This window comes from Streptacidiphilus albus JL83 (assembly GCF_000744705.1).
Classification (GTDB): Bacteria; Actinomycetota; Actinomycetes; order Streptomycetales; family Streptomycetaceae; genus Streptacidiphilus; species Streptacidiphilus albus.
This window is the reverse complement of the sequence record NZ_JQML01000001.1, coordinates 4,770,715-4,784,109: the sequence shown is the minus strand read 5'-3', so window position 1 is coordinate 4,784,109 and position 13,395 is coordinate 4,770,715. Positions and strand designations below refer to the sequence as shown.

The window sequence follows — 13,395 nt, the reverse complement described above, 5'->3', positions numbered from 1 at the left end:
TCCGGCGAACCGCTCCGGCGAACCGCTCCGGCGACCCGTCAGAAGAGTGTCGGCGGACCGGTGGGGATCGGCTCGGGCAGCGGATCGAGTTCCGGGACCCGGGCTCTGACCTCGTCGTGGAAGCGTCGGGCGAGTGCGAGGGCCTCGTTGTTGTCGGGCGTGTGGATGAAGACCGTGGGAGAGCGGCCCTCGCGCAGCCAGTCGACGACCGTGCCGGTCCAGTGGTGCCACCCTTCGGCGGAGGTCTGCGCGCTGTCGCGGCCGATGTAGCGGACCACGGGACCGGCGGTGAGCGCGCGGGACCTGCGCGGCAGCCGGGGCTTCTTCTCCCAGGCCTCCCGTTCCGGCGCGCTGGTCGGCGGCGCGGCGAACAGGTCGGTCGTGTCGAAGGACGTCCACTCGGCGCCGACACCGGCCAGCACCTGCTCCAACCGGCCTTCCCAGCGCGGGTCGGTGAAGAAGGCGGGGTGGCGGACCTCGACGGTGCAGCGCAGCCCGCGCGGCACCCGGTGCAGGAAGGCGGCCAGCGCGCCGAGGTCGCCGGGGCCGAAGGTGGCCGGGAGTTGGACCCACAGGGCGTGCACGCGCGGGCCGAGCGGCGCCATCACGTCGAGGAAGGCGCGCAGCGGGCCGTCGGTGTCGGACAGCCGGAGCACATGGGTGATCTGCTTGGGCAGCTTGAGCAGCAGCCGGAAGTCCGGTGCGGTCTGCTCGGCCCAGGATTCGACGGTGGCGGCGGACGGAGTCGCGTAGAAGGTCGTGTTGCCCTCGACCGCGTTGCACCAGCTCGCGTAGGCGCGCAGCCGTTCCCTAGGGGCCAGGGCCTGCGGTAGCAGGCGGCCCTGCCATGCGGTGTGGGCCCACATCGCGCATCCGACGTGGAGTCTCATGCCGCGAGCGTAGTGGACGCCCCGGGCGCGCAGGTGCCCCGCTGCCCGGGGCCGGGCAGCGGGGCACCTGTGTGTGTGGGGGGGGAGTGGCTGTTCCGCGGTGGCTAGTGGTCGCCGGCGGAGCCGGTCCTGGCATCGTCGGCGACCCGCTCGGAAGCCGGGAGCACGTCGCCGGAGTCCGCGTCCGCGGACATGTCCGCGGTCACGTCCGCGGCGACGGATTCCTCCTGGGCGCGGGCCTGGTTGCCCGAGACCATCCGCAGCGGGACCTCCTTCAGCATCATCGAGAACACCACTGCCGCCAGCAGGATGACCGCGACGACCGCGAACACCACGTCGCCGGCGTCGGAGAAACCGACGAAGAAGGGGTGGCTCAGCGGCTTGGCCAGGTCGTTCAGGAACGAGGTGTCGTCCAGCCCGCCGCTCAGGTGCTGGTGCAGCGAGGCGATCTGGTCGGGGTGGGCCGTGGCCGCGGCGACGAAGGAGGGGTTACTGGCCGCCGTGGCGTACTGGTGGGTGATCTTGGACCCGGCCAGTGAGAACAGGATGGACAGGAAGATCGCGGTGCCCAGGGTGCCGCCGATGGAGCGGAAGAAGCTCGACGCGGCCGAGGCGACGCCCATGTCCTGGGCGGGCACGGCGTTCTGCATGGCCAGCACCAGGCTCTGCATGTTCATACCCAGGCCGACGCCGAAGATCGCCATGTAGATGTCGGTCACCCACAGCGAGGTGTCGGCGCCGATCGTGATCATCAGGCTGGTGCCGACGACCATGAGGATCGACCCGATCACCGGGAAGATCTTGTAGCGCCCGGTGCGGGCGATCAGCTGGCCGGTGGCGAGGGAGGCCAGCATCAGCCCGGCGACCAGCGGAAGCAGCAGCAGGCCGGACTTGGTCGGCGACGCGCCCTTGACGATCTGCAGGTAGAGCGGGATCACCGACATGCCGCCGAACATCGCCATACCGATGATCGTGACCTGTGCAGAGGCGACGGAGAACGTGCTGCTGCGGAACAGCCGCAGCGGCAGCAGCGCGTCGTCGCCCATCCGCTGCTGGACCCAGACGAACAGGGCGAGCCCGGCCGCGCCGATCAGGTAGCAGGCGAAGGAGTTGACCGATCCCCAGCCCCAGCTCTGGCCCTGCTCGGCCACGACCAGCAGCGGCACCAGGCCGACCGCCAGCAGCACCGAACCCCACCAGTCGATGCGCCGCTCGCGGCGGACGTGGTCGAGGTGCAGCACCTTGGCGATCACGACCAGCGCGAAGATGGCGATGGGGACGTTGATGTAGAAGATCCACCGCCAGCCGGCGGCCCCCAGGAAGCTGTTGGTCCCGGAGAGCAGACCGCCCAGCACCGGCCCGAGGACGGAGGCGCTGGCGAAGACGGCCATCATGTAGCCCTGGTAGCGGGCGCGCTCGCGGGGCGGAATGATGTCGCCGATCACGGCGAGGGCGAGGGGCATGATGCCGCCGGCGCCTATGCCCTGGAACGCGCGGAACCCGGCCAGTTCGTACATCGACTGGGACAGGCCGCACAGGGCCGACCCGAGCACGAAGATCACGATCGAGAGCATGAACAGCCGCTTGCGGCCGTATATGTCCGACAGCTTGCCGAACAGCGGTGCGGCGATCGTGGAGGTGATCAGGAATGCGGTGGTGACCCAGGCCTGCGCGGTCAGGTCGTGCAGGTCGTTGCCGATCGTCTTGATCGCGGTCGAGACGATGGTCTGGTCCAGCGCGGCCAGGAACATGCCCAGGACGAGCCCGGACAGGATCGTCATGATCTGACGGTGGGACAGCGCCCCGTCCGAGGGTGGGCCCGCTGGGCGGGTTGCAGTGGCGCTCATGCTGTACTGCCTTCTTCCGAGTCGTGGGGGCGAGCGGATTGCCGCGTCGCGTCGGTCATCCATTGGGTGTGGGTCGTGTCGTAGGCCGAGGTGAACCGTTCCAGCAGGTGGGCGAACTGACGCAGTTCCGCTTGCGTCCAGTCGCTCAGCACCTGCTCGAAGAAGGCTTCCCGGGCGTGCTCGTACTCGGCGATGACGGACTGGCCGGCCTCGGTGACCACCAGCAGACTGGCCCGGCCGTCCACGGGGTCGGCCCGACGTTCCAGCAGCCCGCGGGTCACCAGCGCGGCGACCTGGCGGCTGACCGTCGACAGGTCCGACTGCACGGCGGCAGCGAGCGCGCTCGCCCGCATCGGTCCGTCGGTCGCCATGGTGCGCAGCAGCATCTGGGTCGCCGAGTCGATGTTGTCGCCCGCCGCGGCCAGCAGCCGGGCCTTGGACCGGCGGACCGTCCGCAGCAGGTCGACCACCGAGTCCGCGACCGAGGCCACCCCGGCCCCATGGCCGCGTTCACCGGCCCCGGGCGACGCGCCACCTTGCCCCGCACCTGACATCCCACCCACCCGATCCACAGTCGCCGCTCTCCACCCGCACCTGTACTTGCATACCCCAAGTATTTGAAGCATACAAGTATTCCGTTCCGGCCCCGCGGCGGCCCGTGCCCGGAACGAACGCACTGGGCCCTCCGGTCGGAGGGCCCAGTCACAACTACCGTCGGCGCGAGCGGCGGCAACTCCCGCTGTCCGGGCCCTCATGGAGCGGGCCCCATCACATCTTCGCAACAAGCACACAGGATCTTTTCACCGCTGACACAATCCATGCGCCGGACAACTTCGTTCTCCTGGGGGCGCTATGTCGCAAGGTCCGTCTTGGCCGCCGCAGGGACCGCCCCGGCCGGGGCCGCCCTGGGAACGCCAGGTGCCGGGACCGCCCAGGGCGCCGGACAGCCGGCCGCTGCATCGTCGCAAGCGGGTATGGCTGGGCGGTATCGGCGCCTTCGTCCTCGGCGCGACCCTCGTGACGATCGGGAACCAGAGCCAAGTCGCCCAGGCCGAGGCCCTGGTGGCAGCACGGCCGACGGTGACAGCGACGGCCACGGCCACGGTCACCGTGCGGGTCACGGTGACCGCGAAGCCGACGGTCATCCCCACGGTCACCCGGACCGTGAAGACCACGGTCACGGTGACAGTGACGGCCGCTGCGGCCGACGGTTCGGGTTCGGGTTCCGGTTCAGCGTCATCGGGCGGGGCGGGCGGATCGGGCGGGTCGACCTCCGGGGGATCGTCCGGGGGCGGTTCCGGCTCGGGCTCCGGCGGCGACGGATCGTGCAGCCTCACCTCCAGCGCCGGAAACTGCTACCGGGCAGGCGAGTTCTGTCCCGAACGCGACCTCGGACTCAGCACCACCGATGCCAACGGCAACGCCATCACCTGCGAGGACGACAACGGCTACGACCGGTGGATGGACGCCTGACGGGTGGCTGCTCCGGTGGTGGGACACGCCACGGCTTCACCGTGGCCCACCACCCGGATCCGCCCGTCAGGGCACGTGCGGGGCACGCGTGGGGCACGGACCGGCTCAGGCTTGGCCGCGCTCAGCCTGTGGTGCACCATCGGCGATCTCGAAGCCGGACGTCTCGTCCCAAGGGATCCCTCCCCACAGCCTCGCTGTGGCACCCCGGATCCGCTCCAGGAGGAGCCAGTCGGGACTGTCCCCACTCAGCGTGACGACGGCGAGGAGGTCACTGCCCCAGATTCCGTGATCACCGTTCGGTGAGGCTGCGACGACCGAGTCTGCAACAGCAGCGATTCCCACATGCACTGCGAGTGTCAGCCAGTCTGCGCCGGGCGTGCTCGCATCGGCGCCCGTCGTGCGGAGTCTGTAGACAGCAGTGCCGTCCTGGAACAACGGGCTGCACACCTCGGCCACAAGCTGATGACCGGTCTCCAATACGGCGTCCAGCAGTTGACTCATGGCTTCTTGCCCTGATTCCTCACCGGCGCGGCAGAAGAAACTCAGTTGACGGGCCATGGCACCTCGTTCCGTTCAGAGCCCTCTGCGCTGTGTCGGTGGCGCGGACCTCGCGCCCGGCCGCCGGCAGAGTGAGGGGGGTGGGGGCGTGCATCCCATTCCGGCCCCGAGGTGGCTCCCGGGGGCCTTCCGCAGCCACCCCCCTTTGACTCCGGCCGCTCTGTCGCGGATCAGCGAGTCGCAACAGGGGGAACGTAGCGCCTTGGACTGACATCTCTGTCGGGGGCCCGGCGCGGGCTCCCGATGTGGCACGGCCGGGAGCACATGACCACTCCGCCCTAGCGGAGTGCTCGCTCTGGCGGGCAACCGGTGCGGGGTAGCCTGTGACCCGGTTGATCAGAGGTGAGGCGAGCACGTGGAACAGAAGATCTTGGTCCTATTGGGCGGAACCGTCTTGCTGGGCGGGATCTTCTCCTTCGGCCTGGCAGTCTTCCGGCGGAAGATCCGGCTCGTTTCTCCGTCGCGACCTTCACCGACGTTCGAGGAGTTCTTCCCGAAGATCTTCGGCGGGGGCATCATGGCCTGGGCGTCATTGGGCTGGGGCATGATCGTGTTGGGCATATCGGGGGCCTTCCACCACGCACACTGAGCTCGGGCGGCTCCCCGCCATCGCCGCCCGCCCTGATCGCTCGTGTGTTCCGGTGGCCTGATCGGCGCTCAGGGCTGGGTGCCGGGGGCGACGTAGCCTCCGCCGATGTCGTTGTAGGACGCGGAGAGGCAGGTGGGTACCTGGTGCACCACTGACAGGGAGCTGGGGACGAGTCCTCCGACGGGTGTCATCATCTCGCCGATCAGCACGAACTCGCCCTTGGGGATGGCGCTGGGCTGGATCAGTGCGACGCGTCCGTTGGCGGACTGGGGGAACACCTTCTGGGGGTCGATGTTGTTGTCGTAGTCGACCTTGGCGTGGCACGAGGTCGAGAACTCCATCACTGCGGCAGGGATGCCTGCCTTGTGCAGAGCCGCGTCCAGGGCGGCCATGCCCTGGGGGTGGACCAGGGTCACCGCGACCGTGCCGTCCGAGGTCGACTTCACCGAGTAGTCGGTCGTGACGATGTCGAGGCTGCTTCCGTTCCAGGTCGCCGCATTGGCGGATGCCTGCTTGCCCGGTGTCCCGCCGGCCAGGGGCACGGCGACGGCCACGGCGGCGGCAGCCGCGACAACGGCGCCCAGGGTGAAGGTCAGCCGACGGCGCGGGGCGCGGACCTTGGCGCGGGCGCCGGTGGGGGCGGCCAGGGTGGTCGCCCGGGCGTGGAGCTCGTCCGCGAGCTGCTGCTTGAAGTGCAGGGGGGCGTTCACTGGCTGGCCTCCAGAACGGGTTCGCGGGATTTGTTGGGAGTCTGCCCGGCGGCTTGCAGGGCCTTGCGGGCGCGGTGCAGGCGGACCCGGGCGGCGGTCGAGCTGATGCCCAGTGCCTGTGCGGCCTCGCGGGTGGTCAACCCGTCCATGGCGACCAGGTCGAGCACCTCGCGGAGCGGCTCGGACAGTGCGGCGTGGGCCGTTGCCAGCCGCCGGGCGGCGCGGGCGGCGTCGATCTGTCGCTCGATGGCGCTGATGTCCTCGTCGTCCAGCAGCCGTCGACCGGTGATTCGGGCCACCACGTGCTGCTCACGGACGCTGCCCCGGAAGTGCGCGGAGATCACGTTGCGGGATATGCCGTACAGCCAGGCGACGGGCGAGCCGCGTCGGGCGTCGTAGGTGTGCACGTTCTCCAGCGCGGCCACGAAGATGTCCGCGGTGAGGTCGGCCGCCAGGTGCGGGCTGTCCACGCGCCGGGTGACGAAGCCGAGCACCGCGTCGAACTGCTGCTCGTAGAACGCGGCGAACCCGGCCGGGTCGCGCACGGGTGGTGCTGACGGACGCTCCGCTGGCACGGATGACTCCCTGGGGCAGGTCGGGCGGGTGGTGCCTTACATCCGTACTTGTTCGCGGCATCCGAAAGCGTTACACGGCTCACCGGTCGGTGAGCGGTCCTGGTGAGGTGCGATGCGGTTCGGGCAGGAGGCCCGGCCGGTTCCACTGATGGTCCCGACCGGGCACTCACTCCTCCAACAGACTCGTGTCCGATGACCGGCGGCGGACTTCACCGAGTCGCACAGCGAGACCTACGGCTGGGTGCCGGGGGCGACGTAGCCTCCGCCGATGTCGTTGTAGGACGCGGAGAGGCAGGTGGGTACCTGGTGCACCACTGACAGGGAGCTGGGGACGAGTCCTCCGACGGGTGTCATCATCTCGCCGATCAGCACGAACTCGCCCTTGGGGATGGCGCTGGGCTGGATCAGTGCGACGCGTCCGTTGGCGGACTGGGGGAACACCTTCTGGGGGTCGATGTTGTTGTCGTAGTCGACCTTGGCGTGGCACGAGGTCGAGAACTCCATCACTGCGGCAGGGATGCCTGCCTTGTGCAGAGCCGCGTCCAGGGCGGCCATGCCCTGGGGGTGGACCAGGGTCACCGCGACCGTGCCGGTCGGGGTGGACTTCACCGAGTAGTCGGTCGTGACGATGTCGAGGCTGCTGCTTGCGGTGCCGTTCGCAGCCGACGCGGCAGCCGGCCCGGCGGCGGCCTGCTTGGCGTGCGAGCCGCCGGCCAGGGGCACGGCGACGGCCACGGCCACGGCGGCTGCGACGGCCCCCAGCGTGAAGGTGAGGCGGCGGCGCGGGGAGCGACGGCCGGACGGTGCAGCTTCAGTGGTCTCGCTTGCATTGCGCATGAGATGGCTCCCTGGGGCAGGCCGAGCGTGTGGTGCCTTACACCTGTACTTGGTCGCAGCGCCCAAAAGTGTTACCTCACCCTTCCCACCCACCGATCACGACCAGATCACTGCGCCGCGCTTTCGTGTCTGGCGCGTCGGGCGCCGGGTTCTCGGAATTGTGCGGGCGTTAGTCTTGCGCTGACCTCAAAGATCGAGAACGCGAAGTGCGAAGAAGGTGTTGAGGAACATGGTCGGCATGCAGGTCAGCGGTATTCCTGATCCCGATGGGGCGGCGGATCTGGCCGAGTTCGTGCGGATGCTGGAGCAGCTGCGGTTGAGCATGGGTGCTCCGCCGCTGCGGGATCTCGCCCACCGGGTCGGGGCGTTGCTGCGGCCGCCGCGACAGGTGTCGAAGTCGACGCTTGCGGACATGTTCCAACCTGGCCGGCGTCGGCTCAACCAGGACCTCGTGGTCGCGGTGGTGCGCGCCCTGTGTCCGGACGAGGACGTGGTCCGCCGGTGGAGTGCCGCGTGCGTGCGCGTGCATGCCGAGGCGAAGACCGGTGGTCCGGCTGGGGTCTTCAGTCAGCTCCCGGCGGATCTGGCGACCTTCACGGGTCGCCAGGAGGAGCTCGCGCGGCTGATCACGGCTGCGACCTCCCGGCGTGACGCCGACAGCACGGGTGCGAAGACGGTGGTGGTCTCCGCGATCGAGGGCATGGCCGGTGTCGGCAAGACCCAGCTCGCCGTCCACGCGGCGCACGAGCTCGTTCGCGGCGGGCACTTCGCCGAGGTGCAGCTGCACGTGAACTTGCGTGGCTTCGACCCGGACCTCCCGCCCGCGGACCCGTCCGCCGTCCTGGAGGCGTTTCTGCGGCAGCTCGCCGTGCCCGCGCAGCAGATCCCCGCGGGGCTGGACGAGCGGGCGGTGATGTTCCGGGACCGGCTGCGCGACCGTCACGCCCTGGTTCTGCTGGACAACGCCGCCGACGAGATGCAGGTCCGTGACCTCATCCCGGCCAGCCCCACGTGCCTGGTCCTGATCACCAGCCGCCGCAGTCTCGCCGGCCTGGACGGTGTCACCCCTTACCTGCTCGACACCTTCACCGACGCCGAGTCGTTCGACCTGCTCGCCCGGATCGTCGGACACGAGCGGGTCGCCGCCGAACCCGGGGCCGCCGCTCGGATCATCGACTACTGCGACCGGCTGCCGCTCGCACTCTCCCTGACCGCGGCACGACTGCGTTCTCGGCCGGCCTGGACCCTTGCACAGCTGGCTGACCGGATGGAGGCCGGTCGTCTTGACGCGCTCCGCGCCGGAGGACGCTCGATTCGCCCGGTGTTCGACCTGTCCTATCGGGAGCTCACCGAGCCGCTGCAGCGCGTCTTCCGGCTCCTCGGCCAACATCCCGGACCTGACTTCACCGCGGCGATGGTGGCAGTGCTGGCGGACATCTCACCCTCGGCGGCCGAGGACTGCCTCGATCAGCTCCTGGACGAGAACCTGGTCCGGCAGAGCACGCCGGGCCGTTACGAGTTCCACGACCTGCTGCGGGCGTATGCCGTCGAGGTGGCGGCGGAGAGCGCCGACGGTGACGCTCCTGCTGCCCTGGAGCGTCTCGCCCGGTGGTTCCTGCACAGCGCCTACCGCGCGGCGCAGGCCATGAAGGCCCCGGTCCTGCCCGAGCTCGGGGACGGAGGCGAGGCCGCACACCTCGGATTCGACTCCTACGCGGCGGCTTTGGCCTGGTGCGACGCGGAACACGCGAATCTGGAGGCCGTGCACCGTGCGGCGGTGGAGAAGGACATCTACGAGGTCACCTGGCAGCTTCCGGTGGTCCTCGCGCATTTCAGGCACATTCGGTTCCACGTGGCGAGCAGCGTCGTGGCGCACGGTGCCGCGGTCGAGGCGGCACGGGCACGTGGGGACAGGCCGGTGGTCGCATGGAATCTGCTCGGCGTCAGTACCTCGCTGGCGGACCTCTCCCAGCAGGGGGAGCAGGAGGAAATGATCAGCGAGGCGCTCCGTCTGTACCGCGAGGTGCAGGACAGCCAGGGTGAGGGCTGGGCCCTGATGGAGCTCGGCCGGCTCTACAACGCGCGGGGCCGCTCGGCCGAGGCGGTCGAGGTTCTCGAACGCAGCATCGCGTGCAACGGCGGTGATCAACGACATGTGATGAACTGTCAGGTGAACCTCGGTGTCGCGTACTACGGACTCGGCGACGTGGAGGCGGCGTACCGCTACACCGAGCAGGCGCTGACTGCCGCTCGCGCGGGCGGCGAGCAGCGTGCGGAGTGCATTCTCCTGAGCAATCTCGGCGATCTGAACCTGGAGCTGGGCCGGGCGGAAGGCGCGCACGACTTCTACACGGAGCAGCAGTCGGTCGCCGAGCAGATCGGCAATGAGGAGCAGCAGGGGCGGGGCCTCATCGGCCTTGGCAAGGCCTTCGAGGCGATGGGACGGCCGGAGCAGGCCCAGGCGTCCTGGCGGGCGGCGTACGAGTTGCTGCTTGGCATCGGGAGTCCGCGGGTCGACCAGGTCCGGGCGCTGCTGGAGAAGAGCGAGGCGGGTGCCTCCGCTCCGACAGCTGCCGACGGCTGAGGCCGGAGCGTTCCTCGGGTCGCGCTGTCGTGTCACCTCCTGCTCGAAAACCGGCCTGTGGGGCCGCGCAGCCCGGTCGCTGGCAGGGCTGCGCGGCCCAGGGACGCTGCGTCCCGTGTGGTGCGTGCGCCCGAAGGCGCGATGTCATCCCCCGTTCGAGCCCATCCCCCGTTGAACTGGGCTCGTGCTGATCACTGTGCCGGTGGGAGTCGGGCGGAGGCCAGTTTCCCGGCCAAGTCCGGACGCTGTGGCTGCGCGCCCCGCCCCAGCGCCTCGCGCGGGGTGCGCACCCGTTCCTGCGGGGTCCAGCCGTGCCGGCGCATCAGCTTCCACACGCCCTGCACCGTGTACGACACGTGGAACAGCCGGCCGATCAGCGCCTTGACCCGGACCAGCGTCCAGCGCTGGTCGTCCGCGTACCCGTGCGCCAGCGGACCCCGCCGCAACTCCGCTTCCAGCCGCTCCCACTGCCGAGGGGACAACCACTCGCGTGAGAAGGGCCCCTTCGACCGCAGGGCCTCCGCCCCGCCCGCCCGCCACACCTGCCGCCACCCGCGCACCGAACGCTCGGAGACACCCAGGTCACGCGCCATATCCCGCGTTATTCAGGCGAGGTGACCCGCGTCCAGCATCACGAGGCGCACGCGGCGAGTGCGTTCTACCAGTCCGGCTTCGCCGAGGCTGCGCTCTTCACGGCGGACGCGGTGGGCGAGTGGACCACGACCAGCTACGGGCGCGGGCACGCCGAAGGGGTCAGCCTCTTCGAGGAGGTCGACTTCCCGCACTCGCTCGGCATCCTCTACAGCGTCGTTACGTCGTACCTCGGCTTCGCGGTGAACAGTGACGAGTACAAGGTCATGGGGCTCGCGCCGTACGGGACGGCGCGCTAACCATGCATAGCCGCCAGAGGCGGGCTTGCTGATGCGGCACCAAACCCCGACCCACCAGCGAACTCCCGCCACCGCTACACCTTCCGGGAAAGGCCGCAACCGGCAAACCGGTTATGCGGTACCCCTCTTATCGGCGGTCCAGGTACCGCCGATGAGAGGGGTACCGCCGAGAGCCTGCGGTAGGCAGGATGACGTGCACCGATACAGCGGCGCGCGACGAACAAGGGGACGCGCGTCCGGGTCGGGGCTACGAGTCGGGGCCGTTGAACGGTTCATCCCTGACGGGCCCTGTGTTCAAGGAGACAGTAAAGTGATTCGCCAGGGCATACGTATGGCCGCCACCATCGCGGTCGCCGCGGTAGCGCTCGGCGTCGCCGCTCCGATGGCATCTGCCACCGAGGCTGCCGACGCCCGCGCTGCGGCGAACCACACAGCGGCAGTCCAGCTCGCGGATGACGCGGGAGTGCCGCAGATCGTGGCGGACGGTTTGGACCAGCGTCTCGCGGCTCTGCCTGCCGGCCGCACCACCGCGCAGGTGGTGGAGGCCATGTACCCCGGGGACACGGCCGTGCAGCAGGAGGCGCTGACACAAATCGGCCAGATGCCGGCAGCCGCCACCCGCGGGATGCGTCCGATGAGCTTCTGGGGCAACGCCTGGAAGTACACCAAGTGTGTGGCCGCGGTCGGTGCCGCTTTCATTCCCGCGGCCAAGGCGTACAAGGCGATCAAGGGCCTCGGTGGGGTGGTGAAGGCCATCGAGCTGCTGATCAAGGCAGGAGGTGCTGCGGAGTTCAAGAAAGCCGCAGGCAACGCCGCGCTGGACATCCTGGGCGTCTCCGCCATCCAGTCGAATTGCTTCTGAGGTCTCCCGTATTGGGTGGCTGCGACACCGGCAGTTCCTGGTCTGTCCCCAGGCGGTTGCCTGGGGCACGGCCGCAGCCACGGTGGCGCTGTCGTAGGGACTTCGTCCAGGGCGGTGCCGCGTTGGTCGCCGGAGCCCTGGGCGGGGTGGATCTTCCTAGTCTGTTGCCAAGTAAGGAGATGTCGAAGTGTTCAAGTGGGGAAAGGACCAGGATGAGTCGGTCTTCGTCATTCGCGACTCCCGGAGCGTGGAAGCCGCCCTGCGCCAGGCTCTGGAGACTGCGGATGCAGATGAACGTGCAGGCTTGCAACGAGCGTTGACCGTCGTGGAGCAGACCGTTGGGCTCCCGGACGTTCAGGTGCGTCGGCGCTGGGTGCGGGACATCCTGGATCGTGCGGGCGTCGACGCGGCGTCCGACAGTGTGAGCGCGGTGAAGGTGCTGCGGCAAGCGGTGCCCGGTCTGTCCCTCGTGGCGGCCTACCAACTGGTCAAGGACGTGGCGGAAAGCCCGGCGTAGCGCGCTCGGTCCCGGTTTGAGGTGGGCCCGCCGATGCAGGGTTGGGTCGTCCTGCGTCGCCGTGGTGGTAGTGCCGCGCCCGCGTAGCCGGATGGCGGCCCAGTCGAACAGGCGCGGCCCCGTGGCGCCGTCGCCGCAGGGTCTGGCAGGTTTCTGTTCGGTCGGCGGTGCCGGAATATTGGCTCCCCCGAGCATGGCCTGAAGCTCCCGGGTCTCCAGGAGCTCTACGGAGTTGTAGCAGCGGCGCGCCCGGCTGGAGACTTCCAGCCGGGCGCGCCGCTGCGGGGGTGGTCAGTGCCGGGTGCGGGACCCGGTCAGGGGACGAGCGAGAAGGAGCCGCCGTTCAGCGCGGTCGGCGAGTAGCCGCCGCTGGACAGCGGGATCGGGTTGTACGAGCTGAACACGTTGCCGTTGACGGTGATCCCGGTGAACTTGGTGGCGGTGAACTTGGGGTAGCTCTGCGACGGCGACTCGATGATGGCCTCGGCGCTGACGTCCTCCGCGCTCAACCGCTTGGTGGTGGAGTAGGTCCAGCCCTGGGTGTTGTCGGTCAGGGTGATCAGGTACTTGCTGCCGCCGGTCGCGGTGACCGAGCCGGTGAAGCTGTCCCCGGCGGCCACCGGCTTGCTCAGGTAGACCGGGCTGGCCGGGTACATCTCGTACCAGGCGCTGTACACCGGGCTGCCGGAGGCGCAGGACACCTGGGCGCCGGTCTGCTCCACGGTCTGCGAACCGTAGCCGTCGATGCCGACCCAGGGAGCGAACAGGTTGTTGCTGCTGGTGCAGGTGACCGAGGGCTCGGTCCAGGAGCCGGTGATGCTGGTGAAGCCGCTGCCGGTGGCGACGTACCCGCCCCAGGGGCTGCTGCTGGCCCACTGGGTGCCGTACACCGAGGCGGGCCCGACGGGGGCGTAGCCGAACGGCACGGCGGTCGCTGCGGCGGCGCCGGCCGGGAACAGCGCGGCGGCCAGCGCGGCGGCGGCGCTGACGGTGAAGGCCTTGGTGCGGAACGAGGTTCGGGATATCGAAGAAGGCATGCCGTGCTCCTCGGCTGGACGCGTGG

Annotated in this window: 14 protein-coding genes and 1 pseudogene; 6 read left to right on the top strand and 9 right to left on the bottom strand. The window is 69.6% G+C overall.

Translation table 11 applies throughout. From position 1 onward, the window contains the following. Positions 1 to 38: 38 nt before the first annotated feature. The 3 genes from BS75_RS20785 to BS75_RS20775 all read right to left on the bottom strand — a co-directional run bounded on the left by BS75_RS20785 (position 39) and on the right by BS75_RS20775 (position 3,228). Complete coding sequence (locus tag BS75_RS20785; RefSeq protein ID WP_034089335.1) at positions 39 to 890, bottom strand: DUF72 domain-containing protein; 852 nt, start codon at positions 888 to 890, stop codon at positions 39 to 41. 104 nt (positions 891 to 994) lie between these two features. After that, positions 995 to 2,671 carry an MDR family MFS transporter gene (locus BS75_RS20780; RefSeq protein ID WP_063771595.1) on the bottom strand — a complete coding sequence of 559 codons (1,677 nt, stop codon included), beginning with the start codon at positions 2,669 to 2,671 and terminating at the stop codon, positions 995 to 997. A gap of 62 nt (positions 2,672 to 2,733) precedes the next feature. Next, entirely contained in the window at positions 2,734 to 3,228 is a 495-nt protein-coding gene (locus tag BS75_RS20775; protein ID WP_052069572.1) for a MarR family winged helix-turn-helix transcriptional regulator, read from the bottom strand. Between the two features lie 427 nt (positions 3,229 to 3,655). Here BS75_RS20775 and BS75_RS20770 point away from each other — a divergent pair, with 427 nt between their 5' ends. Continuing rightward, a complete protein-coding gene (locus tag BS75_RS20770; protein ID WP_042440397.1) occupies positions 3,656 to 4,210 on the top strand; it encodes a hypothetical protein in 555 nt (184 codons plus the stop codon). Between the two features lie 105 nt (positions 4,211 to 4,315). Here BS75_RS20770 and BS75_RS20765 read toward each other — a convergent pair whose 3' ends face one another. Beyond that, positions 4,316 to 4,768 (bottom strand): hypothetical protein, encoded by a 453-nt coding sequence (locus BS75_RS20765; protein WP_152646232.1) that lies wholly within the window; start codon positions 4,766 to 4,768, stop codon positions 4,316 to 4,318. Positions 4,769 to 5,123: 355 nt separating this feature from the next. Here BS75_RS20765 and BS75_RS20760 point away from each other — a divergent pair, with 355 nt between their 5' ends. After that, the gene (locus BS75_RS20760; protein WP_034089332.1) at positions 5,124 to 5,357 is read left to right on the top strand and encodes a hypothetical protein; all 234 of its coding nucleotides are present in this window, start codon (positions 5,124 to 5,126) and stop codon (positions 5,355 to 5,357) included. A 68-nt stretch (positions 5,358 to 5,425) separates the two neighbouring features. Here BS75_RS20760 and BS75_RS20755 read toward each other — a convergent pair whose 3' ends face one another. The 3 genes from BS75_RS20755 to BS75_RS20745 form a co-directional block, all read right to left on the bottom strand. Then, a complete protein-coding gene (locus BS75_RS20755) occupies positions 5,426 to 6,067 on the bottom strand; it encodes a hypothetical protein (RefSeq protein ID WP_034089331.1) in 642 nt (213 codons plus the stop codon). After that, positions 6,064 to 6,642 carry an RNA polymerase sigma factor gene (locus BS75_RS20750; RefSeq protein WP_034089330.1) on the bottom strand — a complete coding sequence of 193 codons (579 nt, stop codon included), beginning with the start codon at positions 6,640 to 6,642 and terminating at the stop codon, positions 6,064 to 6,066. Before BS75_RS20750 ends, BS75_RS20755 begins: the two co-directional genes overlap by 4 nt. 231 nt (positions 6,643 to 6,873) lie before the next feature. Further along, positions 6,874 to 7,479: a hypothetical protein gene (locus tag BS75_RS20745; RefSeq protein WP_034089329.1), complete on the bottom strand. Its 606-nt coding sequence runs from the start codon at positions 7,477 to 7,479 to the stop codon at positions 6,874 to 6,876. A gap of 229 nt (positions 7,480 to 7,708) precedes the next feature. Here BS75_RS20745 and BS75_RS20740 point away from each other — a divergent pair, with 229 nt between their 5' ends. Then, positions 7,709 to 10,063, top strand: coding sequence for an ATP-binding protein (locus BS75_RS20740; protein ID WP_052069571.1), 2,355 nt, complete (start codon positions 7,709 to 7,711; stop codon positions 10,061 to 10,063). Positions 10,064 to 10,347: 284 nt separating this feature from the next. On the opposite strand, the pseudogene BS75_RS20735 reads toward BS75_RS20740, so the two are convergent. Next, positions 10,348 to 10,656, bottom strand: a pseudogene (locus BS75_RS20735) (winged helix-turn-helix domain-containing protein); the annotation flags it as partial. Between the two features lie 21 nt (positions 10,657 to 10,677). Here BS75_RS20735 and BS75_RS20730 point away from each other — a divergent pair. The 3 genes from BS75_RS20730 (at position 10,678) to BS75_RS20720 (ending at position 12,332) form a co-directional block, all read left to right on the top strand. Further along, positions 10,678 to 10,953 (top strand): carbamoyltransferase N-terminal domain-containing protein, encoded by a 276-nt coding sequence (locus BS75_RS20730; RefSeq protein ID WP_034089327.1) that lies wholly within the window; start codon positions 10,678 to 10,680, stop codon positions 10,951 to 10,953. A gap of 331 nt (positions 10,954 to 11,284) precedes the next feature. Beyond that, the gene (locus BS75_RS20725) at positions 11,285 to 11,815 is read left to right on the top strand and encodes a hypothetical protein (RefSeq protein ID WP_034089326.1); all 531 of its coding nucleotides are present in this window, start codon (positions 11,285 to 11,287) and stop codon (positions 11,813 to 11,815) included. A gap of 187 nt (positions 11,816 to 12,002) precedes the next feature. Further along, positions 12,003 to 12,332: a hypothetical protein gene (locus BS75_RS20720; RefSeq protein ID WP_034089325.1), complete on the top strand. Its 330-nt coding sequence runs from the start codon at positions 12,003 to 12,005 to the stop codon at positions 12,330 to 12,332. Positions 12,333 to 12,646: 314 nt separating this feature from the next. Here the strand turns inward: BS75_RS20720 and BS75_RS20715 are convergent, their stop codons facing one another. Further along, on the bottom strand, positions 12,647 to 13,369 hold the full coding sequence (locus BS75_RS20715; protein ID WP_034089324.1) for a G1 family glutamic endopeptidase: 723 nt from the start codon (positions 13,367 to 13,369) through the stop codon (positions 12,647 to 12,649). Positions 13,370 to 13,395: the final 26 nt, after the last annotated feature.